Genomic DNA, 22,748 nt, shown 5'->3' with positions numbered 1-22,748 from the left:
TCAGGCCCTCCCGGCGCTGCCAAAGACCTGCATCTGCTGCGCGACCACATTGGCGATATCGTGCTCCACCGCCATTAGCAGTCTGCGAAAGAGTCATAACGGGCATCGCGCTGGGTAATCTGCGTTTCGATGGCGCCCAACGCCGCCTGCGACATGCCGGTGTAAAAATTGATTTTATGAATGCCGAGACTGATGGCGTGACGAAAATCCGCATCGCTAATACCGGAACCGCCATGCAGTACTAAGGGAATGCCGGTTGCCGCACGGATCGCCGCCAGTCGTTCGAAGTCGAGTTTAGGTTCACCTTTATATTTGCCGTGCGCGTTGCCAATAGCAACCGCCAGGCAATCAATGCCGGTGGATTGGACAAATTCGGCCGCCAGCACTGGATCGGTGAACTTGTTGCTATCTGCTTCACCAAACAGCGCCCCACCTTCATCGCCGCCCACCGCGCCAAGCTCAGCTTCCACCGATACGCCAATCGCGTGGCACATCTTCACCACTTCACGCGTCTGACGCACATTTTCGTCGTAGCTTAGCGTGGAGCCATCAAACATCACGGAGGTGAAACCCAGGCGGATCGCCTGCATCACCGCATCAAAATGCAGACCGTGATCGAGATTCAGCACGACCGGAATATCATGCAGCGCCGCTTCGGTGCGCACGGCCGCAATGAGATGGTCGAGGCTGACATACTTAAAATGCACCTCGGCGATATTGATGATAAACGGTGAGCGCTGTTGTTCTGCTGCCTGAAACAGGGCGCGCAGAAAGTGGGTATCCAGCACGTTGAATGCGCCCAGTGCATATTGGTGCTGCTGCGCGTGGGCCAAACCCTGCGCCAGAGAAATCAGTGCCATAGTGAACTCCTGTTATGCCAGCCAGCGGTGATATTCGTTACACAACAGCCAGCGCGGCTCTTCATCCTCATCAATCGGATTGAAGCGCGCCAGCGGGGTGAGAAACACGTTGTCATGCTCGTCGTCGTTGGGCATGGAGACTTCACCCACCAGCACATCGCCATAGCCCTCTTCGCCCCAAAAGCTGTGCCAGATGCCTGGCGATAAGGTGACGCTTTCGCCGGGTGAAAGGCGCAACTGCGATCCCGCCGCGTGCGTTTGCTGGATGCCATCCAGCGTCACGTTCACCGGCGCATCACCGAGCTGATTGCCTTCACGGTTATGCAGCGTCACGATCAGATTACCGCCGCCGCGATTGATGATGTCCTCCATCTTCTGCGGGTGATAGTGCATAGGCGTGACCTGCCCATCGCGCACGTGCATGATTTTTTCGGCGTAGGGCTTGCCCCACGGCTGACCGCCGCGCGAACCGTTGCGCAGGGTAAACAGCGTTAATCCGGTTTGCTGAAAATCCTCCGCGCCAAAGCTGGTGACATCCCAGCCCAGATGCAGCGCCAGCAATTCGTTGGCGCGGCTTTTGTCCAGCGCGCGCCACTGGTTGAGACCGTAGTCGGCCCAGGGCGGCAGGTGCACATCCTGACGCATAAAAAATTCGCGAGTCAGTTGCAGGATGGCGTTCACTTCGGATCGATGCATGATTCCCTCTACCTGTCAGGGCGAACATTGGCGTGCCCGGTTTGACGAGCGGCCTTGAGGCCGCCCCCACGGCGCGTTATTTCACCGTCCAACCCTTGTAGCTGCTGACGGTATTACGATCGATCATCGTGACCGGGATCAGCACCGGTTTATCCGGTGCCGGTTTGCCCTGCAGAATGTCATAGCCAATCTCCACGGCTTTCGCCGCCATCACCTGCGGGTCTTGCGCTGGGGTGGCAACAAACAGAGAACCTTTACGCTTCAGCGCTTCTTCACCGTCTGGCGATCCATCGACGCCGACAATAAAGAACTCGCTGCGCTGAGCTTGCTTGGCGGCCAAATCGGCACCGATCGCCGTCGGATCGTTAATCGCAAACACCGCATCAATTTTTGGATTGGCTGACAGCAGACCGGTCATCACTTCCAGACCTCCATCACGACTGCCTTTCGCGTTCTGGTTATAGGAGAGCAGCTTGATATCCGGATGGGATTTCAGTTCAGTCATGCAGCCTTCCACCCGGTTTTGTACTGCCGAAACGGGCGGTCCATTGATGATCACCACGTTGCCTTTCTCTTTCAGACGATCGGCAATGTATTTACAAGCCATGGCACCGGCAGCGGTGTTATCGGACGTTATGGTGGCGTTGGCGCCATCGGCCGCCACGTCAACCGCGACCACCACGATCCCTGCATCACGCGCACGTTTCACCGCAGGCGCGATGCCTTTGGAGTCCGCGGCATTAAGGATGATCATGTCCACTTTGGCGGCGATAAAGTTATCAATCTGCGCCACCTGCTGACCCAGATCGTAGCCGCTGGACACCAGCGTCACGTTGACTTTGTCGCCCGCCAGTTCACGCGCCTTAAGCTCCGCACCTTTGGTGATTTGCACAAAGAACGGGTTGGCAAGATCGCCGACGGTGACACCAATGGATTTGAGTTCTTTTGCCTGCACCAGTGGCGCACTCAACAACGTCGCCGCCAGCAGTCCGGTCAGAATCGGATTAAAACGCATAGTCGATGTTCTCCTGCTTTTTGGTTATGTTGGCGATCCAGCAGATCGCCGTTGTGTGACAGCCTGTTCTCAATTAACCGAGTTGAGGGGCGTTATTGTCGCAGCCAGTTTGCCGACGGCCAGCGCACAGCAACCGGAGCGTACTGAAGTACGTGAGGATTGCGCGCACTGCCCGGGGGTAAAATGGCAAGTAAAATAGCCCCTTAACCCACGTGATGACGCGTACGGTACTTATCGATCAGCACGGCGATAATGATCACCCCGCCTTTAATCACCAGTTGCCAGAAATAGGAAACGCCCATCAGCGTCATGCCGTTGTTCAGTGTGGCGATAATCAGTGCACCGATCAGCGTGCCGGTAATGGTGCCTATACCACCGACAAAACTGGTACCGCCCAATATCACCGCCGCAATCGCATCCAGTTCATAGCCGACCCCGAGGTTGCCGTTGGCGCTGTACAGGCGTGAGGCGCTCATCAGTCCCCCTAACCCCGACAACATGCCGCTCATGCCATAGACAAACACCAGCACCATACCGACCTTGATCCCGGTGAGACGTGCTGCCTGCACGTTGCCGCCTACGGCATAAATGTGCACACCCAGGGTGGTGCGGCGCAGAATGAACCAGCACAAAGCAATCACCGCAAACGCAATGATGATCAACCAAGGCACCGACCCGAGATAGCCATTGCCGATCCACTCAAAATTGATATCGGAATTAATCACCGTGGTGCCATCTGCCAGCAGATACGCTGCACCGCGCAGTGCGGTATAGGTCCCTAGCGTGACGATGAACGGTGGCAATCCTGCCCCGGCCACCAGAATGCCGTTGAACAGCCCCATGATCAGACCCGCACCCAGCGCCGCCGGAATGGTTAAGCTGGCAAAGGCCGGGTCTAGCGACACCACCATCGCCACCACCGCCGTGGTACCCAACATCGATCCCACTGACAGATCGATCCCGCCGGTGAGGATCACGAAGGTCATACCCGCTGCCAGTACAATGTTGATTGATGCCTGACGCGTGATATTCAGTAGATTTCCTTCGGTAAAGAAGTTCGGGGCAACAAAGCCAAACACCGCCACGATAAGGATTAAAATCGGCAGAATACCGACCGTTTGCAGCAGATCGCTCATTAAGGCGCGTTTGAGCGTAGGGCTTTTAGTGCGAGCGCTTTCACTGGTCATGTCGGTCTCCTTAGGCCTGAACCGGCTGTGCGCCGGTGGCCAGTGTCATAATGTTTTCCTGGCTAATGTGTTCACCGCTTAACTCACCGGCAATGCTGCCCTCGCGCATCACGTAAACGCGATCGCTCATGCCGACCACTTCAGGCAACTCGCTGGAGATCATTAAGATCGCCACGCCCTGCTGTGCCATCTGTTGCATCATGCGGTAGATTTCGCTCTTGGCACCGACGTCGACGCCGCGCGTCGGTTCGTCCAGCAGCAGAATGCGCGGTGCAATCGCCACCCAACGTGAGATCAACAGCTTCTGTTGATTTCCCCCTGACAAGCCGCCCGCTCGCACCTGGGCACGCGGCACGCGGATGTTGAGGGATTCGATGGCATCGCCGGCAATCTTCTGTCCTTTACGTCGATTGAGCAGGCCGTAGCTGGCGTCACGCTCCAGCGTCGCCATCACAATGTTTTCTTGTGCCGCCATCTCAAGAAACAGTCCCTGCTCTTTACGGTTCTCGGTGAGGAAGCCAATGCCACGCGCAATGGCATCACGCGGGGAGTGAATCTTCACCTTTTCGCCGTCGATCCAGATCTCCCCGCCTTTGGGTTGATGCACGCCAAAAATCAGCTGCGCCAGTTCACTGCGTCCGGCACCCACCAATCCGGCTAATCCAACAATCTCACCGGCACGCACGGCCAGACTGCTGGGATGCACCTTGCGGTTATCCGTCAGGTGATTCACCGCGAGGCGGATCTCGCCAAGCGGGATGTTGCGGTCTTTATTGAACAAATCGCTGAGCGGACGCCCGACCATCATGCGCACCAGTTCACTGGCATTGAGCTGGTCTCGCGTCAGGCTGCCGACATACTGCCCATCGCGCAGTACGCTGACGCGATCGGAAAGCTCATACACTTCCGCCATGCGATGGCTGATGTAAATGATCGCCATGCCTTCGCTGCGCAGCCGTTTAATCAGCGCAAACAGCTGTTCGGTTTCGCGGTTGGAAAGCGCGGCGGTGGGTTCATCCATCACTAATATGCGGCTGTTGCGGTGTAGCGCGCGGGCGATTTCCACCTGCTGCTGTTCGGCAATGCTGAGCCGACTGACTAAATCGGTGGCGCTGAACTGTGCGCCGAGGCGGTTGATCACCTGCTGTGCTTCTTCCGCCATCTGCCGGCGTCTCACCAGCCCGCCACGCGTAATCTCACTGCCAAGGAAAATGTTCTCCGCCACGGTGAGATTCGGTGCCAGATTGATTTCCTGATAAATCAGGGTGATCCCCGCCGCCAGCGCCTCTTTTGGGCCCTTAATGGCATAGGGTTGACCATCGATAAGAATTTCCCCGCTGCTGGCGGTGTAGGCACCGGCCAGAATCTTCATCAGCGTACTTTTTCCCGCACCGTTTTCGCCCATCAGCGCATGTACCTCGCCGGGCCACACGGTAAGATCAACGCCTTTCAACGCGTAAAAACTGCCGAAGCGGCGGGTGATTTCGCGCATTTCTAATAGGGGTGTCGCCGCCATCGCCGGGCTCCTGCTGCCAGAGGTTGTCGCCGAGTTTTGCAACGCCAGATAAATGGAAAATGTCAGCAGCCGTTCATATTTGTCATATTGCGCCTGAGCCGCGCTTCTATACTCGCCGTGAGTTGAGGGGTAAGGAGTGGCCGTAATGAGTCAGAGTCTGCACTGGCACGCCGGCGCACGAGGTCGCCTGCTGCTGTTTAACCTGCTGGTGGTCAGCGTCACGCTGGCGGTGAGCCTGGTGGCTATTTTTGGATTTCGCCACGCCGGTCACATTCAGGAACAGGCGCAGGCACAGACACTGGCCGATATGAACGGCAGCCTGGCGCTGGCGCGCGATACCGCTAACGTGGCCACCGCTGCGGTACGTCTGGCGCAGGTGGTTGGCGCGCTGGAATACCAGAGCGAATCAGTACGTTTGCAACAAACGCAGCAGGCGTTACAGCAATCGTTATCACTGTTAGCGCATGCACCGTTGGCCGCGCAGCAACCGGCATTGCTGGGGCGCATTCGTGAACGCAGCCAGATGCTGGAACAGAGCATCAATCAGCTGTTACGAGAAGGCCATCAGCGCCATTTACAGCGTAACGTGATGCTGAGCGGCCTGTGGCAAGCACAGCTGTTACTCGATCGCATCAACACCCTCGCTACCGACACCTCTTTTCTGCCGCTGCGCCAGCAAACCGATGCCCTGTTAAAAGTGGCGATTCAGTCCACCGCCCCGCAAACCGCCGAACAGCAACTGCAACAGGTGTTGCCGATCTGGTCCGCTTTACCCTTGCAGGATGCGCTGGCAATGCAGCGCGATCGGCTAGTGGAGACCACACGCAGCTTACAACCCGTGGCAGAACAGCTGGAGCAGAGTGATATCGCGATCGCTTACGCCACCTATCGCATCAAAGCGCTGGTGGCGATGCTGAATGGCGACATTACGCACTATGTGCAACTGGTGGCGCTGCAGAGCGATGCACGCAGCGCGGCGACACATCAGGAACTGGATTCGATTATCGGTTTTATCGGCTTGTTTATGTTGCTGGCACTGCTGATCACCGGTTACGCCGGCTATTACATTTATCGCAATCTCGGCTCCAGCCTCACCGCTATTGCCCATGCCATGACACGGCTGGCACAGGGAGAAAACAGCGTTAACGTGCCGGGCCTGGCAAGACGGGATGAGCTGGGTGATTTGGCGCGCGCGTTTAACGTCTTTGCACGCAATACCGCCTCGCTGGCGCACACTTCTCGGCTGCTGAAAGAGAAAAGCAATCAGCTGGAATCGACCTTCCTGGCGATGCGCGATGGTTTTGCGCTGTTTGATAACAGCGGCCAACTGGTGGTGTGGAATGCCCAATATGCCGAGTTATTGGGCATTCCGCCGCGCGAGCTGCATCGTGGTTTGCACTATCAACGTTTGCTGGCGCGGCTGGATGTGCAGCTCACCAGCCTGCACGATGCGCAGGAAATCCGCCTGCCTGACGGTCGCACGCTGGAACTGCGCTTTAGCCCGGTACCACGCCGTGGCATGGTGAACACGGTGCTGGAACGCACCACGCGTAAGGCGCTGGAAGAGGCGCTGCTGCACAGCCAAAAGATGAAGGCGGTGGGACAGTTGACTGGCGGCATCGCCCATGACTTCAACAACCTGTTAGCGGTGATCATCGGCAGTCTGGCGTTAACCGTGGATCAGTTACCGCCCGGCACGCTCGCCAGCCGGATTGAACGCGCGCGGCTGGCTGCCGATCGTGCGGCACAACTCACTCAGCGACTGCTGGCGTTCTCGCGTAAACAGGCACTTTACCCGCGTGCGGTTGCGGTGGTCGAACTGGTGGATAATCTGCATTCGCTGCTGCAGCATTCGCTCCTGCCCGGCCAACAGCTGGTAGTGGACGCGCAGCGCCCAGGTTGGCCAGCATGGATTGATGCCGGGCAGCTGGAAAATGCCCTGATGAACCTGGTGGTCAACGCGCGCGATGCGATGGAAAAGCAAAGTGGTGAAATCCGTCTGCGCATCTGGAATCAGCGATCCCAGACCGCCGACGGCAAACGCGATTCCGTCACCATTGAAGTGATTGATCACGGCAGCGGCATGTCCGCTGAGGTACGTGAACAGTTGTTCGAGCCGTTTTTTACCACCAAAGCGATTGGCAGCGGCAGTGGACTGGGTCTGTCGATGGTTTATGGTTTTGTGCGGCAATCCGGCGGGCAGATAGAAGTGGAAACCGCGCCCGGTCAGGGCACCACCGTGCGTCTGTTGCTGCCTCGTGCCGCGGAGGTGGTTCAGCCTGCGCCTGTTGTGCCCGCGCGCGTACCGGGAATCGTCAGCGATCGTTTAGTGCTGGTACTGGATGATGAACCGGCCGTGCGCCAGACGTTGTGTGAACATCTGCATCAACTCGGTTATTTAACGCTGGAATGCGGCGATGGTGAATCCGCCCTGGCGTTACTCAGGCAACGCCCGATATTGAACTGCTGATTTGTGATTTGATGCTGCCCGGTCCCCTCAATGGAGCCGATGTGATTCGTCAGGCGCAACAGCAGTGGCCTGCACTGGCCACGCTGCTGATCAGCGGGCAGGATTTGCGGCAAAGCCAGGTCACTTTGCCGCTGTGTGAACGGTTGGCAAAGCCTGGCAGCCATTACAGTTAGCCCAGGCGCTGGAGCGCGCCTGGCAACGCAGCGAACGGCTCAGTCGCGCACGGCAGGCTGCCACAGCGGCAACGGTTTCCCCGTGATGTAGCGTTTGCGCAGCTTGCTAGAGATAACGTCCATGATCATCACCACGCCCACCAGAATAATGGTCAGGAACATCACGACATCCCAGTTCCACAGGCGCATATTTTCGGCGTAAACCAAACCAACACCGCCCGCACCCACGAAACCGAGCACCGCTGCAGAGCGGGTGTTGGACTCAATCTGATACAAGCTCAGCGCCAGGAACGTCGGGAACGATTGCGTAAAGATGCCGTAACGGTGTTTCTGCAGACTGTTCGCGCCTACCGCACTCAAGCCACGGCTCGGTGAACGTTCGACCGCCTCGTGTCCTTCCGCATACAGTTTGCCGAGCAAACCGACGTCCTGCACAACAATAGCCAGCACCCCGGCCAGCGGTCCCATGCCCACTGCACGCACAAAGATCAGCCCCCAAATCGCCATATCAACCCCGCGCATAACATCAAGCAGCCGACGCACCACCAGGGAAATCGGGCGTGCAATCGGATCGTGCATGACGTTACGTGCAGCAAGAAATGACACCGGCAGCGCGATGGCTGAGGCCGTCAGGGTGCCGACGAAGACAATCGCCAGCGTGATACCGATCTGAGAGAAGTAGTAAGCAAACGGCCAATTCATAAAGTCCTGCCAGACAAACATGCGCAGGAAGTAACGACCGAGTTGCTGGCAGCCAATGAGAAAACGGCTCCACTCAATGCCAAAAAATTCAAAGAAGAACAGGTAATAGAGCACCACGGCGAGCGCCACTATAGCCACCCGGCGCAGATAACGGTTTTGTGCGGAGAAGAGTGCAGGATGTTCCTGCTTCAGTTTCGCCACATCCGGTGCTAATGCGATCATTTCATTTCCCCTTCCACCACGTGACGACGCAACCAGCCGGAGAGCGTATCCAGCAGCGACACCACCACGATAATCAACAACAGCGTCATGCTGACCTGATCATAGCGATCCAGTTTGATATTGGTCATTAGCTCCTGGCCAATGCCACCTGCCCCCACCAGACCGAGAATGGTGGAAGAGCGGAAGTTCACTTCAAGGCGCATAAAGCTGTAAGAGAGAAACGTCGGTTTGACCTGCGGCCAGAAGGCAAAGCGCATGCGCTGCAGCTTGCTGGCTCCACAGGCCGCCAGACCGCGCACCGGTTTGTCCGATGCACTCTCAATCGATTCATAAAACAGTTTGGTCAGGCTGCCCACGGTGTGCAGCGCCAGCGCCAGAAAACCGGGAATCGCCCCAATGCCCGAATGCCATCACAAACATTACCGCCCACGCCAGTTCTGGCATGGTACGCAGGAAAGCCACAAAGGCGCGGATGGCGAGTCGCAGGCTGCGCGGCGTTTGAGTATTGTCGGCGGCGAAGAACGCCAGCACGCCGGCTACCATCACCGCCACAATGGTGGATGACAGCGCCAGCTGCAGCGTTTCCCAGATCAACGGCAACTGGAAGTGCAAACGATAGCCCCAGTAAGCCAGCGAGCCTTCGGTTTTCACATCGGAAAACAGCACCGACAGATGCAACACCGGCATGGTTTCGCCGATGTAGTCGAAAAAGTGTGGCAGCGATTGCCAAACGGTGAGCAGGTTGAATTCCGCCATCTTGCCCGCAGCGAGATAGAGCGCCACCAACAGCAGCGACCACAGCACAGTGTCGCGCTTTTGCTGGCGGCGGATGCGTTGGTAGTAGTGTTCGAAATCGGTCAAGGGGGATGTCCTGTTTTGGAGGCAATATTGCGTGGCACAACTCTGTAGCGGCGCGATTCATCGCGCACTAATACCCGCTCATCTGCTGGTCAAAATCGCGCGATGAATCGCGCCGCTACAGTTTTCTGCAAGTTCATCAGGCAGGTACGCTTTTCCAGCACACCTGCCTCGCAGGTTAAATTAACCGCGTGAACCTTTCATCAGATCGCGTTTCATATCGATGATGTTCTGATAATCAGCCACGGTTGCCGGACCGATGTGCTGGGCACCGCCCACCGCTTTAACAAAGCAGCTGTGGTCTTCTTTATCCAGTTTCTTGATCGCGGCCATCAGCTTCTGTTTGAAGTCAGCGGGCAGGTTGTTGCTCACCAGAATCGGGCCGTTAGGGATCAGCGGAGACTGCCAGATGATACGAATTTTCTTCATCAGATCAGGCTGGTCCATACGCATCATGCGGGTGAACGCGCCAGAGGTGTAACCCTTGTCGTAATCACCGATCATTGAGGTCCAGGTGACTGCACCTTCAAACTGACCGTTCAGCACGCCAAGGACGTCCTGCTCGTGGCCGCCTGAGAAGGTCACGCTGGAGAAGGTGTTGTTGTACTTGTCGTCAACCGTGCCGCCGAACTCTTTCTTGAACGCCTGGTTTGGCATCAGGAAGCCAGAAGTTGAATCTGGATCGGCCATACCGAAGGATTTGCCTTTCAGGTCTTCCAGCTTTTTGTACGGGCTGTCGGCTTTCACGATCACCACAGAGTGGTAGCCCTGCGAACCGTCTTTGTCATCCACCACGATGCCGACCACATCAACCGCTTTCGGGTTCTGCAGATAGACGGAAGCGTAAGATGCTGGAGACATGCTCAGCACCATATCAATTTTGTTACCCAGCAGGCCCTGAATTACGCCTGAGTAGTCAGACGAGTTACGCATTTTGGTATCGACATTCAGTTCTTTGTCGAAGAAATCTTTTACGCACTGGTTATCGCCGATCTGCTGAGTGGCGTTCTGTCCACCCAAAATCCCCAGATTCAATTCTTTTGGTGCATCCGCTGCGTTAACGCCAAAAGTCATTGCAACAGTCAATAAAGCTAAAGAGGTCAGTTTCATTCGTCGTTTTTCTCTTGCCGTGGGAGTTAGTGGAGCTGGTTAATTTCGTCGCCATACAGCTCGTGCAGCAGGCCGTCGGTCAACTGAGAAGGATTTCCGTCAAACAGCACTTTGCCGCGCTGAATGCCGATCACGCGGGTGCAGTACTGTTTCACCAGTTCAATCGAGTGCAGGTTCACCATCACGCTAATGCCCTGCTCGCTGACCTGACGCAGCACATCCATGATGCGCTTGGTGTTTTTAGGATCGAGTGAAGCCACTGGCTCGTCCGCCAGCAGAATGCGCGGGTTTTGCATCAACGCACGGCAAATCGCCACGCGCTGCATCTGTCCGCCTGACAGGTTCTCCGCACGCTGCAGCGCCTGCGGCAGCATGTTCATCCACTGCAGCAGCTCAATGGCACGTGCGCGGTCCACTTCGGAGAACACTTTGAAGAAGGATTTCAGCGTCGAGGTTTGGCTCAAACGACCCAGCAGTACGTTGGTCAGCACATCGAGACGCGGTACCAGGCAGAAGTCCTGGAAAATCATGCCGCATTCGCTGCGCCACTCGCGCATCTGGCGGCTGTTAAGCGTCACCACATCGCGATCCGCTTCACCCGCACGGTTGCTAAGAATCGCGCCCTGTGAAGCGCTGATGGTGCCGTTCAGCATATGTAACAGTGTCGATTTGCCTGCGCCTGAGCGACCAATCACGGCCACCAGCTCGCCCGCATGCAGATCGAAGCTGACATTATCCAGTACGCGGTTTTCGCCGTACGCCTTGCACAGTCCCTGTACCGACAACACCTTGTTGCCTTGCCCGGCGTGCGGAACGTAAGGATTGTCGATAACGGTTTTCAGTAATGCCTGTGCCATGTTGCACTCCATCTCTCTGAGGTCTTGATTGCCCGTTATTACGGGCAAATCCGATGAAGACTTGATGACAGTAAAATGATTAAACAGTGACAGCGTGTGAGGAACCGACCGTGATGGTCTGGCCGTCAGTGGCCGCCAGCACATTGTCAGGTAAGCGATTATGGAGTAACCAGCCGTCCATCTCATGACTGAGGTGAATAAGCCACGCCTGGCGCGGTGCCAGCTGTTCAATAATCTGCAATGCGCGCGTCACATCGTTATGATTGCGCACGCTTTCTCGCGGGGGATCGTTGCAGTCAATCACCAGCTGATCCAGCGGTTGACCGTCAAGAAAATCTGCTGTTTCCGGGGGTAATCCGCAGGTATCGCACAGCCAGGCGAGCCGCGTGCCTTGCCAGTCGAACAAGTAACCGTACGTGATTTTTGAGTGCTGTAGCGGCAAAGGTGTCACCTGCAACGCGCCGAAGCTGTGCGGGACGAAAGGCGTGAGGGCGGAACGGAAATCCAGTATGCCAGGATGCTTAAACAGATCGTCGCAGCCCTTCTCATCCGGTGGCGCCCACACTGGAATCGGTTCACCCAATCCCCAACGTAAACTGAAGAGTCCTGCCACATGGTCCATATGAAAATGGGTGAGCAAAATGCGGCTCAGCTCGCCAGGGCGGAAGCGCTGATGCAGGTCGTGGCGTCCGGCATCCAAAAGAATACGTTCGCTGCCGGTATCAATCAGGGCGCTGGTTGCGGCCCGAGCGTAGCGCGGTTCACGCCGTGCACGTTCACAGGCGTGGCAGTCACAACCAAACAGCGGCGCAGACTGCACGCCGCCGGTCCCGAGAAAAGTGAGTTTCATGGCGGATGCTCCAGCAGTTGGCGCAACCCGTTAAGCGTATCGCTGAGTGCGCCATCGTTATTGAGCGGATGACAATGCGCTGGCAGAGGTTCTGCCGCCCGCGCCAGCCGTTTACCGATCTCTGCTTCACTTTCACGTCCACGCTGCCGTAAGCGCGCCTCCAGCACCGCAGGCGAGACTTGCAGCACCAGCGGCAACAGTTGCGCGCCGTAATGTTGCTCAACAATCGGCAGATGCAGACGTGAACCGTTGACCAGCACATTCAACCCGCGCGCCAGCCAGTGATCGATCTCTTCGCCCAGCCCGTAATACAGGCCGTGTGCCTGCCAGCTGATGGAAAACAATCCCAGTGTCTGGCGCCGCCGAAATTCGGCCTCGCTCAGTGCCACATGGTTTTCACCTCCGGCATCGGCCGGGCGCGTAATGTAGCGATGGGCGATCACCAGGTTATCCGGCGGGGCTTCGCGCAGCGCATTCAGCAGACTGTCTTTACCCGAGCCCGAAGGCCCGGTTAGCCAGATCAGGCGCGCCATCAGAACACCAGCCTGCCCTGCGACCAGACGTGGCGAATGTGTGGATGTCCATGCTCGGTATGCGCCAGCACCAGATCGGCACGCATGCCTTCGCCAATCACCCCGCGATCGTGCAAGCCGATAGCGCGAGCCGGATTACGGGTCACCAGCGCGGCAGCTTGTGGCAACGTCAGGCTGTTGCGTTCATCCGCCACTAAGCGGAACACCGCATCAAGCAGGCTCGCCGGATAGTAATCCGATGACAGAATGTCCAGCAGGCCATGGCTGGCCAGCTCCCAGGCGGCCACGTTGCCGGAATGCGAACCGCCACGCACAATATTCGGCGCGCCCATCAACACCTGCATGCCGCACTCGCGCGAGGCGCGTGCCGCCTCCAGCGTGGTAGGGAACTCAGCAATGGTGCTGCCCACCTCATGCGATTCCGCGACATGGCCCGCCGTGGCATCATCGTGGCTGGCAATGGGAATACCGCGCGAACGGCACAAGCTGGAGATGGCATTACGGTTGGGCGTTGAGAACTCAGCGGCCAGCGCCAGTTGCTCACGCTCAAACAGATCCATCTGCTCATCATTCAGCGAATATTTGCCCTGATAGTAGGTGCGATACATCTCCAGCGAGGCGTATTGACGCTGGCCAGGTGAATGATCCATCAGGGATACCAGCGACAGCTCCGGCGTACTCATCAGCTTTTCAAACAGCGGCAGCGTGGTGTTATGGGGCAACTCACAGCGCAGGTGCAGATGGTGATCGACACGGTTGATGCCTTTGCGGTTACTGTCCTGAATGGCGTTGATCATCTTGCTCAGGTTCTCGATGCGATGACCACCGTCGCGCACATCGCCGACACCAATCGCATCCAGCACCGTGGTAATGCCGCTGGCGACCATCAACGCATCGTGGCTGCTCATTGCCGAATGCGCGGGCCAATCCACTTTCGGACGCGGCGTGAAGAACTTGTCGAGGTTGTCGGTATGCAGCTCGACCAACCCAGGCAGCAGGAAGGCGTTTTCGCCATCCAGTGCGCCCGCTAATTGACTGGTACTGTCACTGAAGCTGGCAATGCGACCCTCACGAATCTCCAGCGAACCGGTGACAACCTCATGTTCCAGCACCAAACGGACGTTATTGACGATCATGCTTCTGCTCCTGTTTTAACCGGCTGCATGACGTGCAGGCGATCGGCCACGCGCTCGCGCACCGCTTCGTCATGGAAAATACCGACAATGGCGGCACCTCGAGTGCGTGCCTGTTCAATCAATTCGACCACCGCTGCGCTGTTGGCGCTGTCGAGGGAAGCGGTAGGTTCATCCAGCAGCAGCACCGGGTAGTCGGCGATAAAGCCGCGCGCGATGTTGACGCGCTGCTGTTCTCCGCCGGAGAAAGTGGATGGCGCGAGTGACCATAAACGCTCCGGCACATTCAGCCGTGTTAGCAGATCTTTGGCGCGCTTCTCGCAAAAAGCACGATCCACGCCGCGTTCCAGCAGCGGCTGCATGACGATTTCCAGCGTTGGCACGCGGGGGATCACCCGCAGAAACTGGCTCACCCAGCCGACGGTTTCGCGGCGAATCGCCAGGATCTGTCGCGCAGGGGCCTGCGCCATGTCGATCCATGCGCCCTGATGTTGCAGCCAGATATGGCCGCTGTTGGCCTGGTAGTTGCCGTACAGCGCACGCAACAGGGTGGATTTGCCACTGCCGGAACGGCCATGCAGCACCACGCACTCACCGGCGCACACTTCAAGTTTGGCATCCTGCAGTACCGGCAGCTCGGCGCTGCTCTGGTTGTGCAGCACGAAAGTTTTACTGAGTTTCTCTACGCGCAATAAAGGTTGCATGTTGATGTCCTGATGAAATTAAGCCAGCACCGATGAAACCAGCAGCTGCGTGTATGGATGGTGCGGATCGTCCAGCACCCGGTCGGTCAGACCGCTCTCCACCACTCGGCCCTGCTTCATCACCAGCAGACGGTGCGCCAGCAAGCGCGCCACGCCGAGATCGTGGGTGACGATCACCACCGCCAGATTGAGTTCACGCACCAGCGTGCGCAGCAGATCCAGCAGTCGCGCCTGCACCGACACATCCAGACCGCCGGTCGGCTCATCCATAAACACCAGCGTCGGTTGCGTCACCAGGTTGCGCGCAATCTGCAAACGCTGCTGCATGCCGCCGGAGAAGGTGGTGGGAAAATCGTCGATGCGATTGGCGGGGATTTCGACATCCTGCAACCAGCGCATCGCTTCTTTACGGATGTCACCGTAATGACGCTGCCCGACGGCCATCAAACGCTCGCCGATATTGCCGCCCGCCGTCACCTGCGGACGTAATCCATCCAGCGGGTGCTGATGCACCACGCCCCACTCGGTACGCAGCAAACGGCGGCGGTCGCTTTCACTCAGCTGATAAAGGTCCTGAGCGCGATAAAGAATGTTGCCCTGCTGCGGTGCCAAACGCGCCGACAGGCTGCGCAGCAAAGTGGTTTTACCGGAACCCGATTCACCAACAATGCCCAGCACTTCACCCGGATAGAGTTCAAAACTAACATCTTCAAAACCTTTGCCTGGCGCATAAAGGTGCGTCAGATTGTTGACCGCAAGCAGCGGCTGTTCACTGTGCATGCTGTTGTTCCTGCTGCTGGTGGCAAAAATCGGTATCGGAGCAAACAAACATGCGCGTACCGGCATCATCCATCACCACCTCATCGAGGTAGCTGTGGCGCGAACCGCACAGTGCACAGGGCTCATCCCAGCTCTGAACGGTGAACGGGTGATCGTCGAAGTCGAGGCTTTCGACTTTGGTATACGGCGGCAGCGCATAGATGCGTTTTTCACGCCCGGCACCAAATAGCTGTAGCGCGGGCATCATGTGCATTTTCGGGTTGTCGAACTTTGGAATCGGCGACGGATCCATCACATAGCGATCGTTGACCTTCACCGGATAGGCATAGGTGGTGGCGATATGGCCGTAGCGGGCAATATCTTCATACAGCTTCACCTGCATGATGCCGTACTCTTCCAGCGCGTGCATGGTGCGGGTTTCGGTTTCACGCGGCTCGATAAAGCGCAGCGGTTCAGGAATCGGCACCTGGAAAATCAGCACCTGATCTTCCTGCAATGGCGTTTCTGGAATGCGGTGGCGCGTCTGGATCAGCGTGGCGTCTTTGGTGGCTTCAGTGGTCGCCGCCCCGCTGACACGCTGGAAGAAGCGACGGATGGATACCGCGTTAGTGGTGTCATCCGCGCCCTGGTCAATCACCTTCAGCACATCGCTGTCACCAATGATGCTGGCAGTGATCTGAATGCCGCCGGTGCCCCAGCCATAAGGCATCGGCATTTCACGTCCGGCAAACGGCACCTGATAACCTAGAATCGCGACCGCTTTAAGGATCGCGCGGCGAATGGTGCGCTTGGTCTGCTCATCCAGATAGCCGTTGTTATAGCCGGTTAACTCACTCATCGTTTTGCTCCTGAACCTGTTCACGCAGGCGTTTCAGCAACTCCAGCTCCGCCTGGAAATCGACGTAGTGCGGCAGTTTCAGATGCGAAACAAAGCCCGCCGCTTCCACGTTGTCGGCATGCGACAGCACAAACTCTTCGTCCTGCGCCGGACCGGCAATTCGTTCATCGTAGTCCGGGGCTTGCAGGGCACGATCCACCAGCGCCATCGCCATCGCTTTACGCTCCGTGCGACCAAACACCAGCCCGTAACCGCGAGTAAAGTGCGGTGCGCCCTCGGTTTGCGTGGTGAAACCGTTGACCATTTCACATTCGGTCAGCAGGATCTCGCCGATCTCAATCTCAAATCCCAGTTCTTCCGGGCAAATTGACACGCTGAGATAGCCGGTGCGGATCTCGCCAGCAAACGGATGGTTGCGACCGTAACCACGCTGCGTGGAATAACCCAGTGCCAGCAGAAAACCTTCATCACCGCGCACCAGCTGTTGCAGGCGGGCAGCGCGCGTCGCGGGATATCCCGGCGGCTCGCGGGTGATATCGCACGGCTCGCTGCCATCATCCTCTTCGCGTGCCGCCAGACCTTCTTTGGTCATCATGCTGAACACGTGCGGACAGCGCTCGGGCAACGCCTGGTCGTCACGCGGTGCCGCCGGCGTTTCGCCATTGGCCAGCAGGGTGAAATCCAGCAGGCGATGGCTGTAATCGTAGGTGGGACCCAGAACCTGGCCGCCCGGTAGATCTTTATAAACCGCCGAGATACGACGTTCGATGCGCATTTCATCGGTATCCAGCGCCAGGCTGTCGGCCAGACGGGGAAGCGTGGTGCGATAGGCGCGCAGCAGGAAGATCGCTTCCACCAGGTCGCCGCTGGCCTGTTTAATGGCGAGTGCCGCGAGCTGCGGGTCGTAGATGCCGCCTTCGGTCATCACGCGATCCACCGCCAAACCCAACTGTTGCGCAACCTGATCGCAACCGAGTTCTGCGACATCGCGGTCGCCACGGCGCAAATCAGCCTGTAGCTCATGGGCGCTGGCTATCGCCTTCTCGCCCCCTTTAACCGCAACGTACATCAGCACACCTCCACGTCGGTGGTGCGAGGCAAGGCCATCATCGCTTCACCGCAGGTGAAAATCAGATCCACGCCCAGCGGGAACGGATGTGGACGCTCGCGCAGATAGGTCAAAATCGCTTCCGGCAGCTGTGGGGCGATGGCGCGCGATTCACGCAGGCCAGGACCGGACAGACGCAGCGTTAACCCGCCGTTGAGCGAAGGCACTTCAATGATCAGCGTGGTGCTTTTTCCGGTGACATATTGTCGCCCGGCGCAAACTGCGCAGGATCCGGATTTGACGCTGCATGGGTTAAGGCAAACGGTGCATGACGATCTTCAACAATCGGCACGCCGGTGTGAAAACGCAGATTGCTGCGGACGGTTTCACTGTCCACTCGGCTATCCAGCCACAGTGCACTCTCCTGATCGACCAGCGTCAGCAGGACCGCCGTCGCGGCAGGAGACAGATCGCCCCAGCCCTGCTCCAGTGGCAGTGAGACCATCACGCCCGGCTCGCTCATGGCTTTCAGGATGCGACGAAAAGCACGCTGTGAATCGGCAACCGGATGGTTAAAACTGGCGAGTAATGTCATTAGTTATCTCCGCGAACCAGCGTAAAGAAATCCACTTTAGAGCTGGCGATTTCACGTGCACGCAGCTGACGCTGCTCTTCACGCAGGGCCGCCAGCGGGGCAATCAATTTTTCCTGCAACAGCGCCTGGGTCTCTGGCTGTTGCAACAGTGCGTCAATCACCGCACAGCGTTCGGCGTGGGCTTTATCGCGCCCTAACACATAGCTAAAGCCGAGGGTGCCGTCGTGCAGTTTCACTACCGCACGCGTCACCGTGGCATCGCCCATCACGAAGCGTTTACCGCTGCCGCCCATGCGCGCTTGCAGGCGGGTTAAACCGGTTTCGGCTGGACGGACAGATTCAAATTGCGTATTCAGGTGCAGCGGCTGCCAATGCGCATCGAGCTGGCTGGCTTCGCTGTGCGCGAGGACCGACAGCCAATGCTGGCGCGCGGTTTGCTGTTTCATTCATGCTCCAGAGTCAGTTCAATCATGTCGCCACGCGTCAGGCTGACGGAGTATTCCGCTACCTGACCGTCGCGGTGTTTATTCAGGGTGCGCACGCACAGCAGCGGCGACTGCAGTGCAATCTCCAGCTGTTTACACTCTTTGGCCTGCGCGCGGCGGGTGCTGATACGGGTTTGCGAACGGGTTAAATCCAGACCGAGGTGCTGCTGCATAAAATCGTGCAGTGAGCCGTTCTGGAACTGCTGCATTGTCGGCCACCAGCTCAGTTCCGGCAGGAAGTGGTTGATGACGCACACCGGCACACCATTCACCCGGCGCAAGGTGCGCAGATGAATCACGTTATCGCCTTCATTGATGGCAAGAGCGCTGGCCACATCGCTGCTGGCCGGACGCAGCACCGCCAGCAAACGCTCGCTGGTGGGATGACTGCCCTGCTCCAGCAGGTTTTGGCTAAAGCGTGCCTGAGCATGCAGTGGGTAATCATAAGGCCGCATCAGCACCAGAATGCCGACGCCGTGGCGGCGTTGCAGCAGCCCTTTATTCACCAGTTCATCCACCGCACGGCGCAGCGTGTGGCGATTCACTTCGTAGTGATCGGCTAACTGTTGTTCGGAAGGCAGATAGTCACCACAGCGATAGCGCTCTTGCAGTGCCTGCTCCAGTTGGGCGGCGACCGCCTGATAAACAGTGGTCGGATGTCTGGATATCTCCATCACGTTCAATACCTCATTCGCTACAGGTTGAGGAGCGCAGCGACAAGTGCTGCGAGATGGCGACTACAGTGCGCGAGCCAGATGACAGTGCCGTGACGGCTCAATGACGTGAGGATGAATTTGCTTTAGGGCAGCAGGATCGAAGCGAAACGGCTGTGGTTTTAATAAAATATTTTTAACTGTTGCCTTTGTGACAGTGTTCAAAAAATTATCGCTTATTTTCACTCATTTATCGCTAGCCTTACGGAGTGCAGCTTGCGCAAAGTCTGCTAACTTAATTAATGAGCCCTTCTTGTTACGCGAACCCTGAAATGATTAACACAATAAAACTGTCCGACGGTTTTCGCCGCAATTTTGTGCGGGAAGTGATTTTACCGCTGCTGGCCATTTTGCTTCTCACCTTTGCCGGAGCAGGCGCAGGTCTGTTTTGGGGTACGTCCCTGTCTAATGAACAGGCGCGCGATCAGCAGCAGCGCATGATTGAAGCCTCCTTTGCGCAGAGCCTTGGTGAACATTTACGTCAGCTACGCAGCCTGACGCGCTGGTCTCCGCTCGCCAATCAGCTGGCCTCAGGCTCACCGGATCAAAACTGGCTGGATCAAAATATCGGGGGCTGGCTGTTTGATATGTTTGATCATCAGTTGATTCTGCTGGTTGATCGTAACAATCTGCCGCTGGCGGTCTGGCGTAACGGGCAACGCGTCTCAAGTGAGAGCATCGGTCATTACTTACAGGACATGCTGAACAGCCCTTTAGTGGTGAATAGCGATGTGGTGGCGGGCCCCAGCGATCGCGCTGATTTTGTGCGTATTGGCCAGCGGGCAGCCGCTCTGGCAGTCGGGGATATCAGCAGCACGCGTGAGGCGGGACGTTATCGGTTAGTGAGCATTAAATTCCTTGATGACGGCTATTTGCGTAATCTGGCGGATCGCAGCCAGCTGCGTCAGTTGCACTTCAGCGATGGTGCGCCACAGCCGGGAAAAGACGCGCTGTATCAACTCAATTCACAACAGGGTGATGCCGTGGGCTACCTGAGCTGGCAGCCCGATAAACCCGGCGCACAGATGCTGCGCATGCTGGGTCCATCGACGCTGCTTTCCGTGGTGTTGATCACCTTGCTGTGCTTGTTTATGGTGCGCCGCATCTGGACCTCTTCACTGAATTTATCGCAGTCACTGTTGAAGCTTGGCGCCAGTGAAGCCCAGGCGCAGCATCTGGCGTTTCATGATGTCCTCACGGGGCTACCCAATCGTGCGCTGGTTGAGGACCGTCTCTCTCAGGCACTGGCCGTCTCGGCACGCCACGATCAGCGTGTGGCGCTGCTGTTGCTGGATCTCGATCGCTTCAAAAATATCAATGATACCTATGGCCACCACGCGGGTGATGAGCTGATCATCGAGGTTGCGCGACGTCTCAATCACATCCTGCGCGCCAGTGATACGGTGGGCCGCATCGGTGGCGACGAATTTATCGTGGTGATGCCGGATGTCGATAACATTGGTCAGGTTCAGGCGCTGGCGAAACGCATTATCAGTGAACTGAGCGAACCTTATGAGCTGCAAGGCAGCGAAGTATGGGTCGGCGTGAGTATCGGGCTGGCGCTGGCACCGAAAGACGGCATTGACCGTCTGGAGTTGATGCGCAAAGCGGATATTGCGCTGTATGAAGCCAAAAATGGCGGGCGTGGACAATATCGTCAGTTTGAACGCGTGATGGATGAATCCCTGCGCACGCGTCAGCAGATGGCGACGGATTTACGCCAGGCGCTGGTGAATTTCGATGGCCTGCGCGTGTGGTATCAACCGCTGATGGAGATCAGTGGGCAGCGCGTGGTGGGCCTGGAAGCCCTGCTGCGCTGGCAGCATCCAATACGCGGTGACGTCTCGCCCGGTGATTTTATTGCCATCGCCGAAGAGACCGGCATGATCATTCCACTTGGCGAATGGGTATTGCGTGAGGCCTGTAAAACCTCCATCAAACTGCCGCAGGTGATCGTCGCGGTGAATGTGTCTCCGGTGCAGTTCCGTGCCAGCGGCTTTGTTGAACGCATTATTGAGATTGTGCGTGAAGAAGGTGCCGATCCGCTGCACATGGAGTTGGAGATCACCGAAGGAGTGCTGATTGAGGATGAACACGAGGCGCGCAATAACATTATCGCGCTACGTGAAGCCGGTTTCCGCATCGCGCTGGATGATTTCGGCACCGGTTACTCCAGCCTGAACTATCTCAGCACCTTCCCGGTCGACAAAATCAAAATTGACCGTTCTTTCACTCAATCGCTTGGCGTGGCGCAAAACTCCACTGCGATTGTGGAATCGGTGGTACGTTTGGGTCACGCCATGGGTTTAACGGTGACCGCCGAAGGTGTCGAAACCGAAGGCCAGAAAATGGCGCTGGCCGATGCAGGCTGTAATCAGCTGCAAGGATATCTTTTCAGCCAGGCCGTGCCGTTCGAAGAGATTGAAAAGATGATGTGAATACCTTCGTAGGGTGCCGTTTATGGCGCCCTCCAATGCCAGAGGTGCATAAACGGCCTCTACGAAAAATACCTAATGCGCAGGGACGCTATTTATGGGCCTCTGAAACAGGTTAAGAAGGAAAATCCGTATCAATCGACGTCTGCTTCCAGGCCTCGATCTGCGCCAGGCGCTCTTTCAACTTGTTGGTCACCGCATCATAACCCCATGCGCCCATCACCAAATGGCGCGGTGGATTATCGTGTTCTGTGATGGCTATCATCGCCGCTGCCGCGCGTGCCGGATCGCCTGCCTGGGTGCCGCTGTATTCGGAAGTGGCTTTCATGCGTGCCGCCGCCGTGTCGGCATACTCCGGTAAGGTGCTCGGCGTCTGGTGCAATGAACGCCCCGCCCAGTCGGTGCGGAATGGCCCCGGTTCGACACAGGTGACATGAATGCCTAAAGGTGCAGCTTCCACCGCCAGTGAATCAGACCAGCCTTCCACCGCGTGTTTGCTGGCCGAATAATAGCCCGAGCTGGCGAAGCCAATGAATCCGGCCACCGAGGTGATATTGATCACGTGTCCACGACGCTGTTTACGCATCGCCGGTAAGACCGCGCGCGTTAAGGCAAACAGGCCAAAGACGTTAGCATCGAATTGAGCGCGGATCTCGCGATCATCCCCCTCTTCGACTGAACTTTGATAGCCATAGCCGGCATTGTTCACCAGCACATCCACGGTGCCGAATTTATCCAGCGCGGCTTGAACGGCTCGCTCGATACTCTGCGCATCGGTCACATCCAATGCCACCGCAAGGGCATTGTCGTGCCCCGCCACCAAATCCTGCACTTTCGCCGGGTCACGCGCAGTCACCACGGTATGAAAGCCGCGCGCAATGGTCTGCTGCGCCAGCTCACGGCCAAAGCCGGTTGAACAACCAGAAATAAACCAAACGGGCGTGTTTGCTGAAGCCATAGTGACATCC

20 protein-coding genes and 3 pseudogenes are annotated in these 22,748 nt (G+C 57.4%); 3 read left to right on the top strand and 20 right to left on the bottom strand.

The window, feature by feature from the left end:
• The 5 genes and pseudogenes from HA45_RS24765 to HA45_RS24745 form a co-directional block, all read right to left on the bottom strand.
• A pseudogene (locus HA45_RS24765) lies at nt 1-860 on the bottom strand (ketose 1,6-bisphosphate aldolase).
• Nucleotides 861-872: 12 nt separating this feature from the next.
• Nucleotides 873-1,556, bottom strand: a complete 684-nt coding sequence (locus HA45_RS24760; protein ID WP_100700874.1) for a D-lyxose/D-mannose isomerase — start codon at nt 1,554-1,556, stop codon at nt 873-875.
• 76 nt (nt 1,557-1,632) lie between these two features.
• Entirely contained in the window at nt 1,633-2,571 is a 939-nt protein-coding gene (locus tag HA45_RS24755) for an ABC transporter substrate-binding protein (protein WP_100700875.1), read from the bottom strand.
• 203 nt (nt 2,572-2,774) lie between these two features.
• Nucleotides 2,775-3,758 carry an ABC transporter permease subunit gene (locus HA45_RS24750; protein WP_100700876.1) on the bottom strand — a complete coding sequence of 328 codons (984 nt, stop codon included), beginning with the start codon at nt 3,756-3,758 and terminating at the stop codon, nt 2,775-2,777.
• Nucleotides 3,759-3,768: 10 nt separating this feature from the next.
• On the bottom strand, nt 3,769-5,274 hold the full coding sequence (locus tag HA45_RS24745) for a sugar ABC transporter ATP-binding protein (RefSeq protein WP_100700877.1): 1,506 nt from the start codon (nt 5,272-5,274) through the stop codon (nt 3,769-3,771).
• A 145-nt stretch (nt 5,275-5,419) separates the two neighbouring features.
• Here HA45_RS24745 and HA45_RS24740 point away from each other — a divergent pair, with 145 nt between their 5' ends.
• Both HA45_RS24740 and HA45_RS29380 read left to right on the top strand, forming a co-directional pair.
• Nucleotides 5,420-7,744, top strand: a complete 2,325-nt coding sequence (locus HA45_RS24740; protein WP_436405016.1) for an ATP-binding protein — start codon at nt 5,420-5,422, stop codon at nt 7,742-7,744.
• 11 nt (nt 7,745-7,755) lie between these two features.
• The gene (locus HA45_RS29380) at nt 7,756-7,917 is read left to right on the top strand and encodes a response regulator (RefSeq protein ID WP_436405015.1); all 162 of its coding nucleotides are present in this window, start codon (nt 7,756-7,758) and stop codon (nt 7,915-7,917) included.
• Nucleotides 7,918-7,956: 39 nt separating this feature from the next.
• On the opposite strand, the gene phnE (HA45_RS24735) is transcribed toward HA45_RS29380, so the two are convergent.
• The 14 genes and pseudogenes from phnE (HA45_RS24735) to phnF form a co-directional block, all read right to left on the bottom strand.
• On the bottom strand, nt 7,957-8,841 hold the full coding sequence (gene phnE / locus HA45_RS24735; protein WP_100700879.1) for a phosphonate ABC transporter, permease protein PhnE: 885 nt from the start codon (nt 8,839-8,841) through the stop codon (nt 7,957-7,959).
• Nucleotides 8,838-9,702 (bottom strand): annotated as a pseudogene (gene phnE, locus HA45_RS24730) (phosphonate ABC transporter, permease protein PhnE). Before phnE (HA45_RS24730) ends, phnE (HA45_RS24735) begins: the two are co-directional and overlap by 4 nt.
• A gap of 180 nt (nt 9,703-9,882) precedes the next feature.
• Nucleotides 9,883-10,809, bottom strand: a complete 927-nt coding sequence (gene phnD / locus HA45_RS24725; RefSeq protein WP_100700881.1) for a phosphonate ABC transporter substrate-binding protein — start codon at nt 10,807-10,809, stop codon at nt 9,883-9,885.
• A gap of 26 nt (nt 10,810-10,835) precedes the next feature.
• Nucleotides 10,836-11,666 (bottom strand): phosphonate ABC transporter ATP-binding protein, encoded by an 831-nt coding sequence (phnC, locus tag HA45_RS24720; RefSeq protein WP_100700882.1) that lies wholly within the window; start codon nt 11,664-11,666, stop codon nt 10,836-10,838.
• A 79-nt stretch (nt 11,667-11,745) separates the two neighbouring features.
• Nucleotides 11,746-12,516, bottom strand: a complete 771-nt coding sequence (phnP, locus tag HA45_RS24715; protein WP_100700883.1) for a phosphonate metabolism protein PhnP — start codon at nt 12,514-12,516, stop codon at nt 11,746-11,748.
• Nucleotides 12,513-13,049 (bottom strand): ribose 1,5-bisphosphokinase, encoded by a 537-nt coding sequence (phnN, locus tag HA45_RS24710; protein ID WP_100700884.1) that lies wholly within the window; start codon nt 13,047-13,049, stop codon nt 12,513-12,515. Before phnN ends, phnP begins: the two co-directional genes overlap by 4 nt.
• Nucleotides 13,049-14,185 (bottom strand): alpha-D-ribose 1-methylphosphonate 5-triphosphate diphosphatase, encoded by a 1,137-nt coding sequence (gene phnM / locus HA45_RS24705; protein ID WP_100700885.1) that lies wholly within the window; start codon nt 14,183-14,185, stop codon nt 13,049-13,051. The genes phnN and phnM overlap by 1 nt, the downstream gene beginning before the upstream one ends.
• Entirely contained in the window at nt 14,182-14,886 is a 705-nt protein-coding gene (gene phnL, locus HA45_RS24700) for a phosphonate C-P lyase system protein PhnL (protein ID WP_100700886.1), read from the bottom strand. Before phnL ends, phnM begins: the two co-directional genes overlap by 4 nt.
• 18 nt (nt 14,887-14,904) lie before the next feature.
• Complete coding sequence (phnK, locus tag HA45_RS24695; protein WP_100700887.1) at nt 14,905-15,666, bottom strand: phosphonate C-P lyase system protein PhnK; 762 nt, start codon at nt 15,664-15,666, stop codon at nt 14,905-14,907.
• Complete coding sequence (locus tag HA45_RS24690; RefSeq protein WP_100700888.1) at nt 15,656-16,504, bottom strand: alpha-D-ribose 1-methylphosphonate 5-phosphate C-P-lyase PhnJ; 849 nt, start codon at nt 16,502-16,504, stop codon at nt 15,656-15,658. The genes phnK and HA45_RS24690 overlap by 11 nt, the downstream gene beginning before the upstream one ends.
• Nucleotides 16,497-17,573 carry a carbon-phosphorus lyase complex subunit gene (locus HA45_RS24685; RefSeq protein ID WP_100700889.1) on the bottom strand — a complete coding sequence of 359 codons (1,077 nt, stop codon included), beginning with the start codon at nt 17,571-17,573 and terminating at the stop codon, nt 16,497-16,499. Before HA45_RS24685 ends, HA45_RS24690 begins: the two co-directional genes overlap by 8 nt.
• Nucleotides 17,573-18,075, bottom strand: a pseudogene (gene phnH, locus HA45_RS24680) (phosphonate C-P lyase system protein PhnH). Before phnH ends, HA45_RS24685 begins: the two are co-directional and overlap by 1 nt.
• 71 nt (nt 18,076-18,146) lie before the next feature.
• Nucleotides 18,147-18,593, bottom strand: coding sequence for a phosphonate C-P lyase system protein PhnG (gene phnG, locus HA45_RS24675; RefSeq protein ID WP_100700891.1), 447 nt, complete (start codon nt 18,591-18,593; stop codon nt 18,147-18,149).
• Nucleotides 18,590-19,306 (bottom strand): phosphonate metabolism transcriptional regulator PhnF, encoded by a 717-nt coding sequence (gene phnF, locus HA45_RS24670; RefSeq protein WP_100700892.1) that lies wholly within the window; start codon nt 19,304-19,306, stop codon nt 18,590-18,592. The genes phnG and phnF overlap by 4 nt, the downstream gene beginning before the upstream one ends.
• Nucleotides 19,307-19,617: 311 nt before the next feature.
• On the opposite strand from phnF, the gene HA45_RS24665 reads away from it, so the two are divergent.
• Nucleotides 19,618-21,783, top strand: a complete 2,166-nt coding sequence (locus tag HA45_RS24665; RefSeq protein WP_100700893.1) for a putative bifunctional diguanylate cyclase/phosphodiesterase — start codon at nt 19,618-19,620, stop codon at nt 21,781-21,783.
• A 112-nt stretch (nt 21,784-21,895) separates the two neighbouring features.
• On the opposite strand, the gene HA45_RS24660 is transcribed toward HA45_RS24665, so the two are convergent.
• Nucleotides 21,896-22,738, bottom strand: a complete 843-nt coding sequence (locus HA45_RS24660) for an oxidoreductase (protein WP_100700894.1) — start codon at nt 22,736-22,738, stop codon at nt 21,896-21,898.
• Between the last annotated feature and the right edge of the window lie 10 nt (nt 22,739-22,748).

The organism is Pantoea rodasii, assembly GCF_002095465.1.
Lineage (GTDB): Bacteria > Pseudomonadota > Gammaproteobacteria > Enterobacterales > Enterobacteriaceae > Pantoea > Pantoea rodasii.
This window is presented reverse-complemented; position numbering and strand designations above follow the sequence as displayed.

Bases quoted from the DNA above. Each gene is read 5' to 3' on its own strand.
- HA45_RS24755 (WP_100700875.1), bottom strand. From the start codon at position 2,571: ATGCGTTTTAATCCGATTCTGACCGGACTGCTGGCGGCGACGTTGTTG.
- HA45_RS24665 (WP_100700893.1), top strand. From the start codon at position 19,618: ATGATTAACACAATAAAACTGTCCGACGGTTTTCGCCGCAATTTTGTG.
- HA45_RS24740 (WP_436405016.1), top strand. From the start codon at position 5,420: ATGAGTCAGAGTCTGCACTGGCACGCCGGCGCACGAGGTCGCCTGCTG.
- HA45_RS24745 (WP_100700877.1), bottom strand. From the start codon at position 5,274: ATGGCGGCGACACCCCTATTAGAAATGCGCGAAATCACCCGCCGCTTC.
- phnD (WP_100700881.1), bottom strand. From the start codon at position 10,809: ATGAAACTGACCTCTTTAGCTTTATTGACTGTTGCAATGACTTTTGGC.
- HA45_RS29380 (WP_436405015.1), top strand. From the start codon at position 7,756: ATGCTGCCCGGTCCCCTCAATGGAGCCGATGTGATTCGTCAGGCGCAA.
- phnN (WP_100700884.1), bottom strand. From the start codon at position 13,049: ATGGCGCGCCTGATCTGGCTAACCGGGCCTTCGGGCTCGGGTAAAGAC.
- phnF (WP_100700892.1), bottom strand. From the start codon at position 19,306: ATGGAGATATCCAGACATCCGACCACTGTTTATCAGGCGGTCGCCGCC.
- HA45_RS24690 (WP_100700888.1), bottom strand. From the start codon at position 16,504: ATGAGTGAGTTAACCGGCTATAACAACGGCTATCTGGATGAGCAGACC.
- phnP (WP_100700883.1), bottom strand. From the start codon at position 12,516: ATGAAACTCACTTTTCTCGGGACCGGCGGCGTGCAGTCTGCGCCGCTG.
- phnL (WP_100700886.1), bottom strand. From the start codon at position 14,886: ATGCAACCTTTATTGCGCGTAGAGAAACTCAGTAAAACTTTCGTGCTG.
- phnE (WP_100700879.1), bottom strand. From the start codon at position 8,841: ATGATCGCATTAGCACCGGATGTGGCGAAACTGAAGCAGGAACATCCT.
- HA45_RS24685 (WP_100700889.1), bottom strand. From the start codon at position 17,573: ATGTACGTTGCGGTTAAAGGGGGCGAGAAGGCGATAGCCAGCGCCCAT.
- phnK (WP_100700887.1), bottom strand. From the start codon at position 15,666: ATGCACAGTGAACAGCCGCTGCTTGCGGTCAACAATCTGACGCACCTT.
- phnM (WP_100700885.1), bottom strand. From the start codon at position 14,185: ATGATCGTCAATAACGTCCGTTTGGTGCTGGAACATGAGGTTGTCACC.
- HA45_RS24750 (WP_100700876.1), bottom strand. From the start codon at position 3,758: ATGACCAGTGAAAGCGCTCGCACTAAAAGCCCTACGCTCAAACGCGCC.
- phnG (WP_100700891.1), bottom strand. From the start codon at position 18,593: ATGAAACAGCAAACCGCGCGCCAGCATTGGCTGTCGGTCCTCGCGCAC.
- HA45_RS24760 (WP_100700874.1), bottom strand. From the start codon at position 1,556: ATGCATCGATCCGAAGTGAACGCCATCCTGCAACTGACTCGCGAATTT.
- phnC (WP_100700882.1), bottom strand. From the start codon at position 11,666: ATGGCACAGGCATTACTGAAAACCGTTATCGACAATCCTTACGTTCCG.
- HA45_RS24660 (WP_100700894.1), bottom strand. From the start codon at position 22,738: ATGGCTTCAGCAAACACGCCCGTTTGGTTTATTTCTGGTTGTTCAACC.